We start from the raw sequence: 15,528 nt of genomic DNA, 5'->3' as shown, positions 1-15,528 counted from the left end.
TACCAGGAGGGCTCAAGCAGCGGCGCTCACCCCTCCCGCCACCGGTTGGTGGTCGGGAGGCGGCGGTCCTTGCCGAAGCCCTTTGCGGAGATCTTGGTGCCCGGCGGGTACTGGCGGCGCTTGTACTCGGCGGTGTCGACGAGCCGGAGGACGCGCGTGACCAGCTCCGGGTCGAAGCCGCGCGCGATGATCTCCGCGTGGCCGAGATCGCGGTCGACGTAGAGGTCCAGGATGGCGTCGAGGGTGGGGTAGTCGGGGAGGGAGTCGGTGTCGACCTGGCCCGGGCGCAGCTCCGCGCTGGGCGGCTTGGTGATCGAGTTCTCCGGGATGGGCGGGGTCTCGCCGCGGGCGACGGCCGCCCGGTTGCGCCAGTTCGCGAGCTGGAAGACGACCGTCTTGTAGACGTCCTTGATCGGGCCGAACGCGCCCACGGAGTCGCCGTAGAGCGTGGAATAGCCGCACGCCAGCTCGGACTTGTTGCCGGGGGCGAGGACCAGGTGGCCCTCCTGGTTGGAGATCGCCATCAGCGTCGTGCCGCGGATGCGGGACTGGAGGTTCTCCTCGGCCAGCCCCGTGAGCGGGAGGGCTCCCATGTACGCGTCGAACATCGGCCCGATGGGGACCGTGCGGTAGTGCAGTCCGGTGCGGTGGGCCAGTTCGGCGGCGTCGTCCTTGGAGTGCCCGGAGGAGTACCGGGACGGCATGGAGACGCCGTGCACGTGCTCCGGGCCGAGCGCGTCCACGGCGAGCGCCGCGACCAGCGCCGAGTCGATGCCCCCGGAGAGGCCGATCACCACGCTGCTGAAATTGTTCTTGGTGATGTACGCCCGCAGGCCCATCACCAGCGCGCCGTAGATCTCCTCGGAGGCGTCCAGCCGGGGCGCCTCGGCGGGCAGCGGCAGCGGGTCGTAGGCCGGGAGCGGGCTGTCGGAGAGGGTGACGTGGTCGACGCGCAGGCCGTCGTCGACGGTGCCGGACGGCGGCTCGGGCGCCGCGGCCGGCAGCTCCAGATCGAGGAGGAGGCACCGCTCGGTGAACTGCGGGGCGCGGGTGAGCACCTCGCCCGCCGCGTCCACCACGATCGAGTCGCCGTCGAAGACCAGGTCGTCCTGGCCGCCGGTCATCGCCAGATACGCCGTCGTACAGCCGGCCTCCTGGGCGCGCTTGCGCACCAGCTCCAGCCGGGTGTCGTCCTTGTCCCGCTCGTACGGGGAGGCGTTGATGGACAGCAGCAGCCCGGCACCGGCGGTACGGGCCGCGGGCACCCGGCCGCCGTCCTGCCACAGGTCCTCGCAGATGGCGAGGGCGATGTCGACGCCGTGCAGCCGGACGACGGGGAGCGTGTCGCCGGGCACGAAGTAGCGGTACTCGTCGAAGACGCCGTAGTTGGGCAGGTGGTGCTTGGCGAAGGTGAGCGCGACCCGGCCGCGGTGCAGCACGGCCGCGGCGTTCTGCGGGGCACCGGCGGGCCGCCCGTACAGCGGCTGGGCCCGGTCGCAGCGGTCCAGATAGCCGGTGACGACGGCGGTCTCGCCGAGGCCCTCGTCGGCCAGCCGGGCGGCCAGGGCGCGCAGCGCGCTACGGCTCGCCTCGACGAAGGAGGGCCGCAGCGCGAGGTCCTCGACGGGGTAGCCGGTCAGCGCCATCTCGGGGAACGCCGCCAGATGCGCGCCCTGCCCGGCTGCCTCCCGGGTACGGCGCACGATCGTCTCGGCGTTCCGGGCGATGTCGCCCACACAGAAATCGGTCTGATGCAGAGCGAGGCGAAGTTGAGGCACGCGGCCGAGTGTAATCGTCGTACTGACGTTATGTGGGGCGGTCGTGTTCCGGGGGTGTTGCCGGGGCGGGTCCCGGGTCTGTGCCGCCGGTTTCGGGGCCCGCCCCGCCGCTGCGGAGGGCTCAGCTCCCCTGCGCCCGGTTGTACAGCTCCTTCGCGTCGTCGCCGAAGTACGGACCGAACATCGTGTTGGGCAGGAAGGTGTAGCCGAAGCTGTTCACCGAGGACTGCAGCCCGGTGCCGGTGGCCTCGTCGAACTGGGTGAACCACGGCCCGCCGCTGGAGCCGCCGGTCATGTTGCAGGCCAGCCCGTGGTCCTTGGAGAAGGTCGGGTCCTTGATGGTGGTGCCGCTGCAGTAGATGAGCTTGCTGCCGTCGTAGGGGGCCGCGGCCGGGTAGCCGAACGCGTACATCTTCTTGAGGTAGCCGGTGTTGAAGGCGACGCCCTGGCCGCCGACCTCGTCGGTGAGGCGCTTGCCGTCCACGGGGGCGACGACCGCGGCGCCGACGTCGTAATTGATGTCCTCGCTCGCGGTCCACTGCGGGGTGGAGAGGGTCTTGGTCGCGGCCCACTTGCCGTGCGGTGCCTGGCCGTCCTTGTAGCCGGGCACGAAGACCCAGTTGGTGTGCCAGGCGCCCTCCAGCTTCACGCAGTGCCCCGCGGTGAGGACCGTACTGCCGTTCTTGCTGTTCACCGCGTCACCGGAGCAGGACGCCTGGCGGCCCTTGTACGTGAAGAAGACCCGGCCGGTGGTACTGGTGACCTTGCCGCCGCCGGTCCACGGGCCGCCGGCCTGCGGGAAGGACGTCACGGCGGGTAATGGCAGGGACGGGGGCACGGCCGCCTTCTTGCCGCGCGGCACGGCGTGCGCGGGCGGGCCGGACGCCGCGCGGGCGGCCGCGGCGGTGAGCTTCTTCCGGGCGCCGGACAGCAGATCGAGCGGCTTCGCCGCGCGCATACGGTCCGCCGTCCAGAAGGCGGCCGCTTTCTTCGCGTTCTGCGCGGCGGAGGTGCCGGGCGGTTCGGCGGCGCCGGCCGCGGGGGCCTGCAGCGCCGTGGCGCAGAGGGTGCCGGCGGCGAGCAGCGCCGCGGCGGTGATCCGGGCGGACGCCCGGCCGGATATCGCGGCGCCGGACGTGCGGGAGCGGTGGCGCCGGCCGGTGCCGGTGCCGGTGCCCTGGACGGTGTGTCTCACGCGTACCCCCTGATGCGATGGTCCCGCGGGTGCGCGGACCACGACGTACGGACCGCCGGCCGGCGGCCCGGAGCGGAGCGGATGTACAGCGATGTGCAGAGGCAGCGTCCCACCGCCCGGACACCGCTGTCAGGGGCGCGTCAAGGGTTTGGCCGGAACCGCCGGGGAACGCGAAACCCCGTACGGCCCCCGGGCCTGCCCGAAGGGGCCGCGACAACGTAATGTGACGGTAACCCCCGCACGCGATACTGGCGTGCCGCGCCCCGCTCAGGGCGATGGGCGTGGACAGGCCGTTCGACCTGCAAGGATTGGTGAACATGGACAAGCAGCAGGAGTTCGTGCTCCGCACGCTGGAGGAGCGCGACATCCGCTTCGTACGGCTGTGGTTCACCGATGTGCTCGGCTTCCTGAAGTCCGTTGCGGTGGCCCCCGCCGAGCTGGAGCAGGCCTTCGACGAGGGCATCGGCTTCGACGGCTCGGCGATCGAGGGCTTCGCGCGGGTCTACGAGTCCGACATGATCGCCAAGCCCGACCCCGGCACCTTCCAGATCCTGCCGTGGCGCGCCGAGGCCCCCGGCACCGCCCGGATGTTCTGCGACATCCTCATGCCGGACGGCTCCCCGTCCTACGCCGACCCGCGCTACGTCCTCAAGCGCATTCTGGCCAAGACCTCCGACCTCGGGTTCACCTTCTACACCCACCCCGAGATCGAGTTCTTCCTGCTGAAGGACAAGCCGGTGGACGGCGGCCGGCCCACCCCCGCCGACTCCTCCGGCTACTTCGACCACACCCCGCAGAACGTCGGCATGGACTTCCGGCGCCAGGCGATCACGATGCTGGAGTCCATGGGCATCTCGGTGGAGTTCAGCCACCACGAGGGTGCGCCGGGGCAGCAGGAGATCGACCTGCGCTACGCCGACGCGCTCTCGACCGCCGACAACATCATGACCTTCCGCCTGGTCATGAAGCAGGTCGCGCTGGAGCAGGGCGTGCAGGCGACCTTCATGCCGAAGCCGTTCTCGGAGTTCCCCGGCTCCGGCATGCACACCCACCTCTCGCTCTTCGAGGGCGACCGCAACGCCTTCCACGAGTCGGGCGCCGAGTACCAGCTCTCCAAGGTCGGCCGGTCCTTCATCGCGGGCCTGCTGCGGCACGCGGCGGAGACCTCCGCGATCACCAACCAGTGGGTGAATTCCTACAAGCGGATCTGGGGCGGCGCCAACCGCCCGGCGGGCGCCGGCGGCGAGGCCCCCTCGTACATCTGCTGGGGCCACAACAACCGCTCCGCGCTGATCCGGGTCCCCATGTACAAGCCCGGCAAGATGGGCTCGACGCGGGTCGAGGTGCGCTCCATCGACTCCGGCGCCAACCCGTACCTGACGTACGCGGTGCTGCTGGCCGCCGGGCTCAAGGGCATCGAGGAGGGGTACGAACTCCCCGCCGGCGCCGACGACGACGTGTGGGCCCTGTCGGATGCCGAGCGGCGCGCGATGGGCATCGAGCCGCTGCCGCAGAACCTCGGCGAGGCCATCTCCCTCATGGAGCGCAGCGAACTGCTCGCGGAGACCCTGGGCGAGCACGTCTTCGACTTCTTCCTCCGCAACAAGAAGCAGGAGTGGGAGGAGTACAGGTCGGAGGTCACCGCCTTCGAGCTGCGCAAGATGCTGCCTGTGCTCTGACCCGAGAGGCCCCCGCCCGATGGCACTTCCCGCTCCGCAGGGACGGCGGAGCAGCACGTTCACCCGGCTGCTGCGGTACGGATTCACCGATCCGCAGGCGGCCGGGCGGCTGCTGGACGCCCCCGCACTGTCCTCCGTACGGTCCGACTCGGTGCTCCTCGAAGCGCTCGGGGCCACCGCCGACCCGGACCAGGCACTCGTGAGCCTGGTCCGGCTGGCCGAGGCGCAGCCGGAGGAGGACCAGCAGCGGCTGCTGTCCACGCTGGTCACCGCCAAGCCGCTGCGGGACCGGCTGCTGGGCGTGCTGGGGGCCTCGGAGGCGCTCGGCGACCACCTCGTGCGGCACCCCAGGGACTGGGAGTCGCTGGCCACCTACGAGTCGGCCGACCTGCACCCCACCACCCCGGAGTTCGAGCAGGCGCTCGCCGAGGGCGTCTGGGGCGAGCGGGGCGCCGGGCTGTCCCGGGAGGACGCGCTGCGGGCCGCGTACCGGCGCGCGCTGCTGGGCATCGCGGCGCGTGACGTGTGCGGCACGATCGACGTGGCGCAGACCGCGGCGGAGCTGGCGGACCTGGCCACCGCCACGCTGCGGGCCGCGCTGGAGATCGCCTCCGAGGAGCAGCCGGGGGACGCGGCCGTCAGCCGGCTCGCCGTCATCGGCATGGGCAAGTGCGGCGGCCACGAGCTGAACTACGTCTCCGACGTGGACGTCATCTTCGTCGCCGAGCCCAAGGACGGCGTCGAGGAGGCCCCGGCGCTGCAGGCCGCGACCCGGCTCGCCGCCCGCATGATGCGGGTCTGCTCCGACGTCACGCCCGAGGGCACGATCTGGCCCGTCGACGCCAACCTCCGCCCCGAGGGCCGCAACGGCCCGCTCGTCCGGAGCCTGAGCAGTCACCTCGCGTACTACCAACGCTGGGCCAAGACCTGGGAGTTCCAGGCGCTGCTGAAGGCCCGCACGGTGGCCGGCGACCCCGTCCTCGGGCAGGAGTACGTCGACGCCGTCACCCCGCTGGTCTGGCAGGCCGCCGAGCGCGAGAACTTCATCGTCGACGTCCGCCAGATGCGCCGCCGGGTCGTCGCCAACATCCCCGCCGGGCAGGTCGACCGCGAGCTCAAGCTCGGCCCGGGCGGCCTGCGGGACGTCGAATTCGCCGTGCAGCTCCTGCAGTTGGTGCACGGCCGCAGCGACGCCACGCTGCGCAGCGCCACCACCCTGGACGCGCTGAAGGCGCTCGCCGCCGGCGGGTACGTCGGCCGCCAGGACGCCACCGCGCTGGACGCCGCGTACCGCTTCCTGCGCACGCTGGAACACCGCATCCAGCTGTACAAGCTGCGCCGCACGCACCTGATGCCCGAGGACGAGCACGACCTGCGCCGGCTCGCCCGCTCGCTCGGCATGCGCACCGAGCCGGTCGACACCCTCCGCAAGGAGTGGAAGTGGCACGCGCGCGAGGTGCGCCGGCTGCACGAGAAGCTGTTCTACCGCCCGCTGCTGGACGCCGTCGCCGTCCTGGAGCCGGGCGAGATCCGGCTCTCCGCGAAGGCCGCCGGGCAGCGTCTGGAAGCGCTCGGCTACGAGGACCCGGTGGGCGCGCTGCGCCACCTGGAGGCGCTGGCCTCCGGCGTCTCCCGCAAGGCCGCCATCCAGCGCACCCTGATGCCGGTGCTGCTGGGCTGGTTCGCCGACTCCGCCGACCCGGACGCCGGGCTGCTGGGTTTCCGCAAGGTCTCCGACGCGCTCGGCAAGACGCCCTGGTACCTCCGGCTGCTGCGCGACGAGGGCGCGGCCGCCGAGAACCTCGCCCGGGTGCTGTCGGCCGGCCGGCTCGCCCCCGACCTGCTGCTGCGTGCCCCCGAGGCGGTCGCGCTGCTCGGCGCGCCGGACGGCCTCAAGCCGCGCGCCCGTGCCGCGCTGGAGCAGGAGGTGCTGGCCGCGGTCGGCCGCGCGGACGGCGCGGAGCAGGCGGTGGCGGCGGCCCGCGGGGTGCGCCGCCGCGAGCTGTTCCGCACCGCGGCCGCCGACCTGATCGGCGCGTACGGCACGGAGGCCAGTCCCGCCGAGGAGGACCACGGGCAGGCCGTGGACGCGGTCGGCTCGGCGCTGACCGACCTGAACGCCGCGACGGTCGCGGGCGCGCTGCGGGCCGCGGTGCGCGAGCGGTGGGGCGACACGCTGCCGACCCGCTTCGCGGTGATCGGCATGGGCCGCTTCGGCGGCCACGAGCTGAACTACGGCTCGGACGCGGACGTGCTGTTCGTGCACGAGCCGCGCGAGGGGGCCGACGAGCAGGAGGCCGCCAAGGCCGCGTTCGGGGTGGCCAACGAGATGCGCCGGCTGCTTCAGCTGCCCTCCTCCGACCCGCCGCTGGTGATCGACGCGGACCTGCGCCCCGAGGGCAAGACCGGCCCGCTGGTCCGGTCGCTCGCCTCCTACGCCGCGTACTACCGCCGCTGGGCGCTGACCTGGGAGTCCCAGGCGCTGCTGCGCGCCGAGCCGGTCGCGGGCGACGCGGAGGTCGGGCGGCGGTTCACCGAGCTGGTGGACCCGCTGCGGTATCCGCGCGCGGGGCTGGGCGAGGACGCGGTACGCGAGATCCGCCGGCTCAAGGCGCGGATGGAGTCCGAGCGGCTGCCGCGCGGCGCCGACCCGACGATGCACACGAAGCTGGGGCGCGGCGGCCTCAGCGACGTGGAGTGGACGGTACAGCTGCTCCAGCTGCGGCACGGCCACGAAGAGCCGGCGCTGCGGACGACCCGGACCCGCCCGGCGCTGGCCGCGGCGCGGGACGCCGGGCTGATCGGCGCGGAGGACGCGCGGACGCTGGACGAGGCGTGGGTGCTGGCGACGCGCGTGCGCAACGCGGTGATGCTGGTGCGCGGCCGCCCGGGCGACACCTTCCCCGGCGACGGCCGGGAGCTGGCCGCGGTGGGCCGCTACCTCGGGTACGAGGAGGGGCACGTGGGGGAGATGCTCGACGACTATCGGCGGATCACGCGGCGGGCGCGGGGGGTCGTCGAGGAGCTGTTCTACGGAGGGTGAGTCCCTTTACGACGCCCCGTCTGCCCCGTTCTCGCCGCGCCCGTCCGCGGCGCCGCTGTGGTTGCTCGCGCAGTTCCCCGCGCCCCTGACGGGGCGCAGGTTTCTGCAGTACTCCAGGAACCCCGCCAGGGTCAGGTCGAATGCCTGGTCGGCGCGGTCCGGGCCGGTGGCGGCCTGTGCCGCCGCCAGGCGGGGCACGGCGGTGCCTGCTTCGACGTCCCACATCGTGTCCGGCGCCGACATGTCCAGCGCCGAGCCCAGGACGAGGTTGTCCAGCCCCGTGATGACCGGCAGCACGAGGGCCGGCGGGAAGCCCGCGGCCAGCAGCAGCCCGGCCACGGACTCGTACTGCGCGAGCACCCGCGGGGCGCGCACCGGTGAGGTCATGAGCATCGGGATCGTCCGCGGGTGGGCGGCGAAGGCGGCCCGGTAGGAGCGCGCCCAGCGCTCCAGGGCGGTGTCCCAGGGCACGCCGCTCAGCGTGTCCAGTTCGATGGCGTCGGTGACGCGCTCCCGCAATAGTTCGATCACGCCGGCCCGGCCGTCCACATGGTGGTACACCGAGGCGGTCTGCACACCCAGCCTGCGGGCCACCTCCGGCACGCTGAAGTCGCCTTTTTCATCGACGAGTTCGAGCGCCGTGGCACCGATGCGCTCCCGGTCCAGCAGGGCCTTCCGCGGCCGCCCCATGTTCTGATCTCCCGCCCGTGAGGTCTTCCCGAATCGTACGGCGGCGACTACATTGCCGAAAACCGAAAGGCTTTAGGTTTTCGCCCGCGGTCATGCTGCCGTTCCACCTGTGTACGTGCCGGACCGCCCCACCCCTCTCCCGCAGCAGAAGGGCAAGAGCGCATGGCCGTAGAGTCCGGGACCCGCGACGGGTCGCCACAGCACGACACAGCACCACCCGGCGAGAGCGCCCCCGCCCTCCGCAAGGGCACCCTCGGCGTCGCCGACATCGCCTTCTTCGTGGTCTCCGCAGCCGCGCCGCTCACCGTCATGGCCGGCGTCGCGCCGCTCGCCATCGGCATCGGCGGCATCGGCGCCCCCGTCGGCTACCTCCTCGCCGGTGCCACCCTCGCCCTCTTCGCGGTCGGCTTCACCGCCATGACCCGGCACGTGAAGCACGGCGGCGGCTTCTACGCGTTCATCACCCGGGGCCTCGGCCGCCCGGCCGGCTTCGGCGCCGCCACGCTGGCCCTGCTCGCGTACAACGGCATGCAGATCGGCGTGTACGGACTGCTCGCCACCGGCACCCAGGACGCGCTCGAAGCCCTGTGGGGCATTCATGTGCCCTGGCCGCCGATCGCGCTCGGCGGCGTCTTCGTCATCTGGTACCTGGGCTACCGCTCCATCGACTTCGGCGCCAAGGTGCTCGGTGTCCTGCTGGTCGCCGAGACCGGCATCCTCGTGCTGCTGGCCGGCGGGGTGCTGCTGGACGGCGGCGCCGAGGGCCTGGCGCTGGACTCCTTCACCCCCGGCAACGTCCTGGTACCCGGCACCGGGGCGGTACTGGCCTTCGCCTTCGCCGCCTTCACCGGCTTCGAGTCCACCGCCATCTACCGCCGCGAGGCCCGCGACCCCGGCCGCACCATCCCGCGCGCCACCTACTTCGCCGTCGGCTTCCTCGGCCTCTTCTACGCCTTCAGCGTCTGGGTCGTCATCCAGGCGTACGGCGGCACGAAGGTCCTGAAGGCGATCGCCGCCGACCCGGCCGGGCTCTTCTTCACCGCCACCACGCACTACGTCGGGGCGTGGGCCGCCGACCTGATGCACGTCTTCATCGTGACCAGCATCCTCGCCTCGCAGCTGGCCTTCCACAACGCGATCAACCGTTACGGGCTGGCGCTCGCCCAGGAGGGCGTGCTGCCGCCGGCGCTCGGCAGGGTGCACCCCAAGCACCGCTCCCCGTACGTCGCCGGGGTGCTGCAGAGCATCCTCGCGCTGCTGGTCGTCGCGGGCTTCGCGCTCGCCGGCGCCGACCCGTACCAGCAGCTGCTGCTGTGGATGAACACTCCTGGAATGCTGGGCCTGTTGACCCTCCAGGGGATCACCGCGGTCGCCATCCCGTTCTTCTTCCGCGGCATCCGGCACCAGGAGGGCCGCTGGCGCACGCTCATCGCGCCGATCGCCGCCACCGTGCTGATGGCGGGCGCGCTCTGGCTGGTCATCGCCAAGATCGGGCTGATGACCGCGGCCCCCCTCGCGACCAACACCGCCCTGGTCCTCACCGTCCCCGCCGCCTTCGCCGTCGGCGTCCTGATCGCCGTGCGCTTCCGCCGCAGCCGCCCCGCGGTGTACGCGGAGTTCGCCGCCGAGCCCGCCGACTGACCACGACGGCCGCACCGCCACAACCCCCCGCACCCGTTTCGCAAGGAGATCCGAAGCAGTGTCCGAGCCCCGCAGCGCCGCCGCCGACACCGTCCTGACCGGCGCCCGCATCCGCACCCTCGATCCCGCCCGGCCCTGGGCGGGCGCCGTCGCCGTCAAGGACGGCCGGATCGCCGCCGTCGGCGAGGAGCACGACGTACGGGACTGGCGCGGCCCGGACACCGAGGTGATCGACCTGGCCGGGGCCACCCTCACCCCCGGTCTGGTCGACGGCCACAGCCACCCCGTCTGGGGCGGCGAGATGGCCACCGGACTCGACCTCTCCGGCTGCCGGGACCTGGACGCGCTGCGGGACGCGCTCGCCGGCGCGGCGCGCGCGGCCGGCCGCGGCGCGTGGGTCATGGGATACGGCCTGGACCACAACACCTTCGGCGGCCGGCCCGTCCACCGCGACCTGATCGAACCGGCCCTCGGCGGCGTGCCCGCCTTCCTCCGCCTCTACGACGGGCACTCCGCGCTGGCCACGGGCCCCGCGCTGGCCGCCGCCGGCATCGACGGGCCGCGCGCCTTCGCGCAGCGCGCCGAGATCGTGTGCGACCCGGACGGACGGCCCACCGGGTACCTCGTCGAGCACGCCGCGATGGACCTCATGCTGCCCGTGGTGCCCCGCCCCGGCGCCGCCGAGCGGAGCACCCGGCTGCTCACCGTGCTGCGCGGGATGGCGGCGACCGGCCTGACCGGCGCGCACGTCATGGACCTGGAGGGCCAGGACGTACTGGACCTGCTGACCGGCATCGAGGCCGACGGCGAACTGCCGGTGCGGCTGCGGAGAGCGCCCTGGTGCATGCCGGGCACGGACACGGCGGGCCTGGACGACCTGATCGCGCTTCAGCGGCGGGCCGGGCGGCACTGGCAGGTGGGCGGCGTGAAGTTCTTCATGGACGGCACGGTCGAGGGCGGCACGGCCTGGCTGGAACACGCCGACTGCCACGGCCAGGGCACCGAGGCGTTCTGGCCGGATCCCGCCGCGTACACCCGCGCCGTGCACCACCTCGCGCGGGCCGGTGTACGGACCGCCACGCACGCCATCGGAGACGCGGCGGTCCGGCACGTCCTGGACACGGTCGAGGCGCTGGGCGACCCGGCGCAGCGCGGGCTCCACCGCATCGAGCACATCGAGACCGTGCCGAGCGAGCAGCTGCCGCGGTTCGCCGCGCTCGGGGTGGCCGCCTCCATGCAGCCCACCCACACCGCGTACACCCGCGCCGACCACACCGACGAGTGGTCCAAGCGGGTCGGCGAGGAGCGGGCCGCGCGCGCCTGGCGCTGCCGCGACCTGCGGGACGCGGGCGCCGTACTGGTCCTCGGCTCCGACTGGCCGATCGCGCACTACGACCCGCGGGGCGTGCTCGCGACCGCCCGGCTGCGCCGCCCGGCCGGGTCGCCGGAGACCGCGCCGGTCACCGTCGAGCAGGCGCTGACGGGGGAGATGGCGCTGGAGGGCATGACCTCGCACGCGGCGCTCGCCGTTGGCGAGGAGTCGTACGGGGGGCGCGTCGCACCCGGGTTCCGGGCGGATCTCACCGCGCTCGGCGTGGACCCGGTCGAGGCCCCGGCCGACGAGGTGGGGCAGGCACCGGTGGCGCTCACCATGACCGGTGGGTTTGTCGTGCACCGCGCGGTGGGCTGATGCGCTGAGCCCGGCTTCGCCGGGCTGTCCTCAAACGCCGGACCGGCTTGATTTGTACCAGAGGTGGGCGGCTGCGAAGGCCAACGCCAGGCAGAGCACGCCGCCCACCGCGTCCAGCCAGAAGTGGTTGGCGGTGGAGACGATCACCAGCAGGGTCAGCACGGGATACAGCGCGCCCAGCACCCGTACCCACGTGTGCCGCGCCAGCAGCGCGAGGGTGAGGCCGCACCACAGGGACCAGCCGATGTGCATCGAGGGCATCGCCGCGTACTGGTTGGACATGCTCGCCAGGTTCCCCGAGGCCATCGAGCCCCAGGTGTCGTGCACCATGACCGTGTCGATGAAGTGCCCGCCGGGCATCAGGCGGGGCGGCGCGAGGGGGAAGAAGTAGTAGCCGAGCAGGGCGACCGCGGTGGTGAGGAAGAGGACCAGCCGGGAGGCGGCGTAGCGGCCGGGGTGCCGGCGGTAGAGCCAGACCAGGACGCCGACGGTGACGATGAAGTGCAGCGTGGCGTAGTAGTAGTTCATCGCGACGATCAGCCAGGTCACGGCGTTCATCGCGTGATTGACGGTGTGTTCGACCGCGATGCCGATGCTGTGCTCGGCCCGCCAGACCCAGTCGGCGTTTCTCAGCGCCTGCGTCTTCTGCTCCGGCACGGCGTTGCGGATCAGGGAGTACGTCCAGTAGCTGACCGCGATCAGCAGGATCTCGAACCACAGTCGAGGTCTTGCGACGCCGCGCACCCGGGCGGCGGCCGCCCGTCCGCGAGGCGGGCCGGAACGCTGCGCAGGGGGTGTCGGTGCTGCGCTCGTCCGGCCGTCCAGGATCCTCGCGTTGGCATCACCCATAGCCCGACAGTCTGCCAGAAATCGGGTGAGACCCGATCATCCTGGAGTCGGGTCCTGGACAGCCTTTCTCGCCCCGTAGGGGGACGCCGCACCCCCACCGCCGTCGGGGTCGGTGCGCCGCGCCGAGGCCGTCGAACCGCGCACCACGAGCTCCGGATGGAAGACGAACTCGGTACGCAACGGGGCCCGCGACGACTCCGGCGGGCCCTCCGGCAGGCCGGCGCCGACCTCCTCCAGCAGGGCCCGCACCGCCGCCTGCCCCATGGCCTGCACCGGCTGCCGGATGGTGGTCAGCGGCGGGTCGGTGAACGCGATCAGCGGGGAGTCGTCGTACCCCACCACCGAGACGTCGTCGGGCACCTCCAGGCCGCGCTGCCGGGCCGCCCGGATCGCGCCGAGCGCCATCATGTCGCTCGCGCAGACCACCGCCGTGCAGCCGCGCTCCAGCAGCGCGCCGGCCGCGGCCTGCCCGCCTTCGAGCGTGTAGAGGGAGTGCTGCACCAGCTCCGCGGCCTCGTCGGCGGCCATCCCCAGCTGCTCCCGCATGCTGCGCAGGAAGCCCTCGATCTTCCGCTGTACCGGCACGAAGCGGCGCGGGCCGAGCGCGAGGCCGATCCGCTCGTGGCCGAGGGCCGCGAGGTGGGTGACCGCGAGGGAGATCGCCACGCCGTCGTCCGGCGAGATGAAGGGCGCCTGCACCTTGTCCGAGTAACCGTTGATCAGGACGAACGGCACGCCCTGGCCGCGCAGCGCCTCGTACCGGCCCATGTCCGCCGTGGTGTCGGCGTGCAGCCCGGAGACGAAGATGATGCCGGCCACGCCGCGGTCCACCAGCATCTCGGTCAGCTCGTCCTCGGTCGAGCCGCCGGGGGTCTGCGTGGCGAGCACCGGGGTGTACCCCTGGCGGGTCAGGGCCTGGCCGATGACCTGCGCGAACGCCGGGAAGATCGGGTTCTCCAGCTCGGGCGTGATCAGCCCGACCAGCCCGGCGCTGCGCTGCCGCAGGCGTACCGGGCGCTCATAGCCCAGGACGTCCAGTGCGGCGAGTACGGACTGGCGGGTGGTGGCGGAGACGCCGGGCTTGCCGTTGAGCACCCGGCTGACGGTGGCCTCGCTGACACCCGCCTGTGCTGCGATGTCAGCCAGGCGCGCGGTCATGGAAGGCGACCTTACCGGTCGGGATCCGGCTTGCCCACCACGCGCAGGATTCGCCGGGAAGGCACACCCTGCCGTCCTCGGTGCGCAGCGGCGCGCTCGCGAGCAGCGGGCGGCCCGCGCCCGACACCTCCACCGGCCGGGCGCGGGTGTTCAGTACGCACACGAAGCCGTGCCGGCGCAGCGCCAGTACGCCGTCCGGCGCGTCCAGCCAGCTCATCCGCCCGTCGCCGAGGCCGGGCAGCGCGCGGCGCCAGGCGAGCGCGGCACGGTACAGCTCCAGGGTGGAGCCGGGGGTGCCGGTCTGCGCCTCGACGGTCAGCTCCGCCCAGCCCGCGGGCTGCGGCAGCCAGCTCCCGCCGGGCCCGAAGCCGTACGGCGCCTGCGTACCGGACCAGGGGAGCGGCACCCGGCAGCCGTCGCGGAAGCCGTCCTGGCCGTCGCCGCGGAAGAACGCCGGGTCCTGGCGGACCGCGTCGGGCAGTTCGGTGACCTCCGGGAGCCCCAGCTCCTCCCCTTGGTAGAGGTAGGCGGAGCCGGGGAGGGCGAGCATGAGGAGGGTGGCGGCGCGGGCGCGCGCGAGGCCGCCGAGCCGGGTGGTGTGGCGGACGACGTCGTGGTTGGAGAGCACCCAGGTGGTGGGCGCGCCGACCAGGGAGGTGGCGGCCAGCGAGTCGTCGATGACGGCGCGGAGCGCTGCGGCGTCCCAGTCCGCTTGCAGGAAGTGGAAGTTGAACGCCTGGTGCAGCTCGTCGGGGCGTACGTAGCGGGCCAGCCGGCGGGCGTCGGGGGCCCAGGCCTCGGCGACGCCGATGCGCTCGCCCGGGTAGGAGTCGAGCAGGCGGCGCCAGTGGCGGTGGATTTCGTGCACGCCGTCCTGGTCGAAGAAGGGGAGCACGTCGGTGCCGATGAGGCGGGCCTGCTGGCGGCGGCCGACGTCGGGCAGGCCCGGCGCCTTGACCATGCCGTGCGCCACGTCGATGCGGAAGCCGTCGACGCCGCGGTCCAGCCAGAAGCGCAGGATCGCGTCGAACTCCGCGCGCACCTCGGGGCGCTCCCAGTCCAGGTCGGGCTGTTCGGGCGCGAAGAGGTGGAGGTACCAGTCGCCGCGGTCGGTGCGGGTCCAGGCGGGGCCGCCGAAGACGGACTCCCAGTCGTTGGGCGGCAGCTCGCCGTGCGGGCCGCGGCCCGGCCGGAAGACGTATCGCTCGCGGGCGAGGTCCGGGTCGCGGAACCACGGGTGCCGGTCGGAGGTGTGGTTCGGGACGATGTCGACGATGACCCGCAAGGCCAGGTCGTGGGCGGTGCGCAGGAACGCCTCGGCGTCGGCGAGGGTGCCGAAGAGGGGGTCGACGACGCGGTGGTCGGCGACGTCGTAACCGCCGTCGGCCTGCGGTGACGCGTAGAACGGCGTCAGCCACACCGCGTCGACGCCCAGCTCCTTCAGATACGGCAGGCGGGCGCGGGCGCCGGGCAGGTCCCCGACGCCGTCGCCGTCACCGTCCCCGAAGGACCGTACGTAGATCTGATAGATGACGGCGTCGCGCCACCAGCCCGTGCCGGGGCGGTCCGGGGCCGGCGGCGCGGCGGGGGAGGGAAAGGTCAGCTCATCGGTCATCGGCCGTCCTTCGGTCGATCGGGCTACTGATGATCAACGCCCCGGCGGGCCGGGGGTGACGGGTCGAGGTAACCGGGCTGCAACATCTTCCGGTGGTCTTGCAGAAATTTGCCGCAAGCTCTTTCGGTTTCTTTTCGCCGCTGTTACGTTCCTGACGCCCTCTCGGGCGAATTCCTACGTACCTCGTGCG

At 73.0% G+C, this 15,528-nt stretch carries 10 protein-coding genes; 4 read left to right on the top strand and 6 right to left on the bottom strand.

Features of this window, described 5'->3' with window-relative positions; translation table 11 throughout:
* Positions 1-26: 26 nt before the first annotated feature.
* Together ABT381_RS12860 and ABT381_RS12855 are read right to left on the bottom strand one after the other, a co-directional pair.
* On the bottom strand, positions 27-1,778 hold the full coding sequence (locus tag ABT381_RS12860; protein WP_351592072.1) for an NAD+ synthase: 1,752 nt from the start codon (positions 1,776-1,778) through the stop codon (positions 27-29).
* 121 nt (positions 1,779-1,899) lie between these two features.
* On the bottom strand, positions 1,900-2,973 hold the full coding sequence (locus ABT381_RS12855; RefSeq protein WP_467754824.1) for a trypsin-like serine peptidase: 1,074 nt from the start codon (positions 2,971-2,973) through the stop codon (positions 1,900-1,902).
* 317 nt (positions 2,974-3,290) lie between these two features.
* On the opposite strand from ABT381_RS12855, the gene glnA2 reads away from it, so the two are divergent.
* Entirely contained in the window at positions 3,291-4,652 is a 1,362-nt protein-coding gene (gene glnA2, locus ABT381_RS12850; RefSeq protein ID WP_030256929.1) for a gamma-glutamylpolyamine synthetase GlnA2, read from the top strand.
* A 19-nt stretch (positions 4,653-4,671) separates the two neighbouring features.
* The gene (locus tag ABT381_RS12845; protein WP_351592068.1) at positions 4,672-7,695 is read left to right on the top strand and encodes a bifunctional [glutamine synthetase] adenylyltransferase/[glutamine synthetase]-adenylyl-L-tyrosine phosphorylase; all 3,024 of its coding nucleotides are present in this window, start codon (positions 4,672-4,674) and stop codon (positions 7,693-7,695) included.
* A 6-nt stretch (positions 7,696-7,701) separates the two neighbouring features.
* Here the strand turns inward: ABT381_RS12845 and ABT381_RS12840 are convergent, their stop codons facing one another.
* Positions 7,702-8,385 carry a TetR/AcrR family transcriptional regulator gene (locus tag ABT381_RS12840; RefSeq protein ID WP_351592065.1) on the bottom strand — a complete coding sequence of 228 codons (684 nt, stop codon included), beginning with the start codon at positions 8,383-8,385 and terminating at the stop codon, positions 7,702-7,704.
* A 162-nt stretch (positions 8,386-8,547) separates the two neighbouring features.
* On the opposite strand from ABT381_RS12840, the gene ABT381_RS12835 reads away from it, so the two are divergent.
* Together ABT381_RS12835 and ABT381_RS12830 are read left to right on the top strand one after the other, a co-directional pair.
* On the top strand, positions 8,548-10,026 hold the full coding sequence (locus tag ABT381_RS12835; RefSeq protein WP_351592062.1) for an APC family permease: 1,479 nt from the start codon (positions 8,548-8,550) through the stop codon (positions 10,024-10,026).
* Positions 10,027-10,084: 58 nt separating this feature from the next.
* Positions 10,085-11,716 carry an amidohydrolase gene (locus tag ABT381_RS12830; RefSeq protein ID WP_351592059.1) on the top strand — a complete coding sequence of 544 codons (1,632 nt, stop codon included), beginning with the start codon at positions 10,085-10,087 and terminating at the stop codon, positions 11,714-11,716.
* Positions 11,717-11,746: 30 nt separating this feature from the next.
* Here ABT381_RS12830 and ABT381_RS12825 read toward each other — a convergent pair whose 3' ends face one another.
* The 3 genes from ABT381_RS12825 to ABT381_RS12815 are packed head-to-tail and all read right to left on the bottom strand — an operon-like array spanning position 11,747 to position 15,338.
* Positions 11,747-12,565 (bottom strand): phosphatase PAP2 family protein, encoded by an 819-nt coding sequence (locus ABT381_RS12825; protein WP_351592056.1) that lies wholly within the window; start codon positions 12,563-12,565, stop codon positions 11,747-11,749.
* Between the two features lie 36 nt (positions 12,566-12,601).
* Complete coding sequence (locus tag ABT381_RS12820; RefSeq protein WP_351592053.1) at positions 12,602-13,723, bottom strand: LacI family DNA-binding transcriptional regulator; 1,122 nt, start codon at positions 13,721-13,723, stop codon at positions 12,602-12,604.
* On the bottom strand, positions 13,704-15,338 hold the full coding sequence (locus ABT381_RS12815) for a glycoside hydrolase family 13 protein (protein ID WP_351592050.1): 1,635 nt from the start codon (positions 15,336-15,338) through the stop codon (positions 13,704-13,706). The genes ABT381_RS12820 and ABT381_RS12815 overlap by 20 nt, the downstream gene beginning before the upstream one ends.
* Positions 15,339-15,528 lie beyond the last annotated feature (190 nt).

It is taken from the genome of Streptomyces sp. NPDC000151 (assembly GCF_040301705.1).
Taxonomy (GTDB): Bacteria; Actinomycetota; Actinomycetes; order Streptomycetales; family Streptomycetaceae; genus Streptomyces.
The sequence above is the reverse complement of the archived record's forward strand: the minus strand, read 5'-3'. Positions and strand labels throughout refer to the sequence as shown.

Bases quoted from the DNA above. Each gene is read 5' to 3' on its own strand.
- ABT381_RS12840 (WP_351592065.1), bottom strand. From the start codon at position 8,385: ATGGGGCGGCCGCGGAAGGCCCTGCTGGACCGGGAGCGCATCGGTGCC.
- ABT381_RS12845 (WP_351592068.1), top strand. From the start codon at position 4,672: ATGGCACTTCCCGCTCCGCAGGGACGGCGGAGCAGCACGTTCACCCGG.
- ABT381_RS12815 (WP_351592050.1), bottom strand. From the start codon at position 15,338: ATGACCGATGAGCTGACCTTTCCCTCCCCCGCCGCGCCGCCGGCCCCG.
- ABT381_RS12820 (WP_351592053.1), bottom strand. From the start codon at position 13,723: ATGACCGCGCGCCTGGCTGACATCGCAGCACAGGCGGGTGTCAGCGAG.
- ABT381_RS12825 (WP_351592056.1), bottom strand. From the start codon at position 12,565: ATGGGTGATGCCAACGCGAGGATCCTGGACGGCCGGACGAGCGCAGCA.
- ABT381_RS12835 (WP_351592062.1), top strand. From the start codon at position 8,548: ATGGCCGTAGAGTCCGGGACCCGCGACGGGTCGCCACAGCACGACACA.
- glnA2 (WP_030256929.1), top strand. From the start codon at position 3,291: ATGGACAAGCAGCAGGAGTTCGTGCTCCGCACGCTGGAGGAGCGCGAC.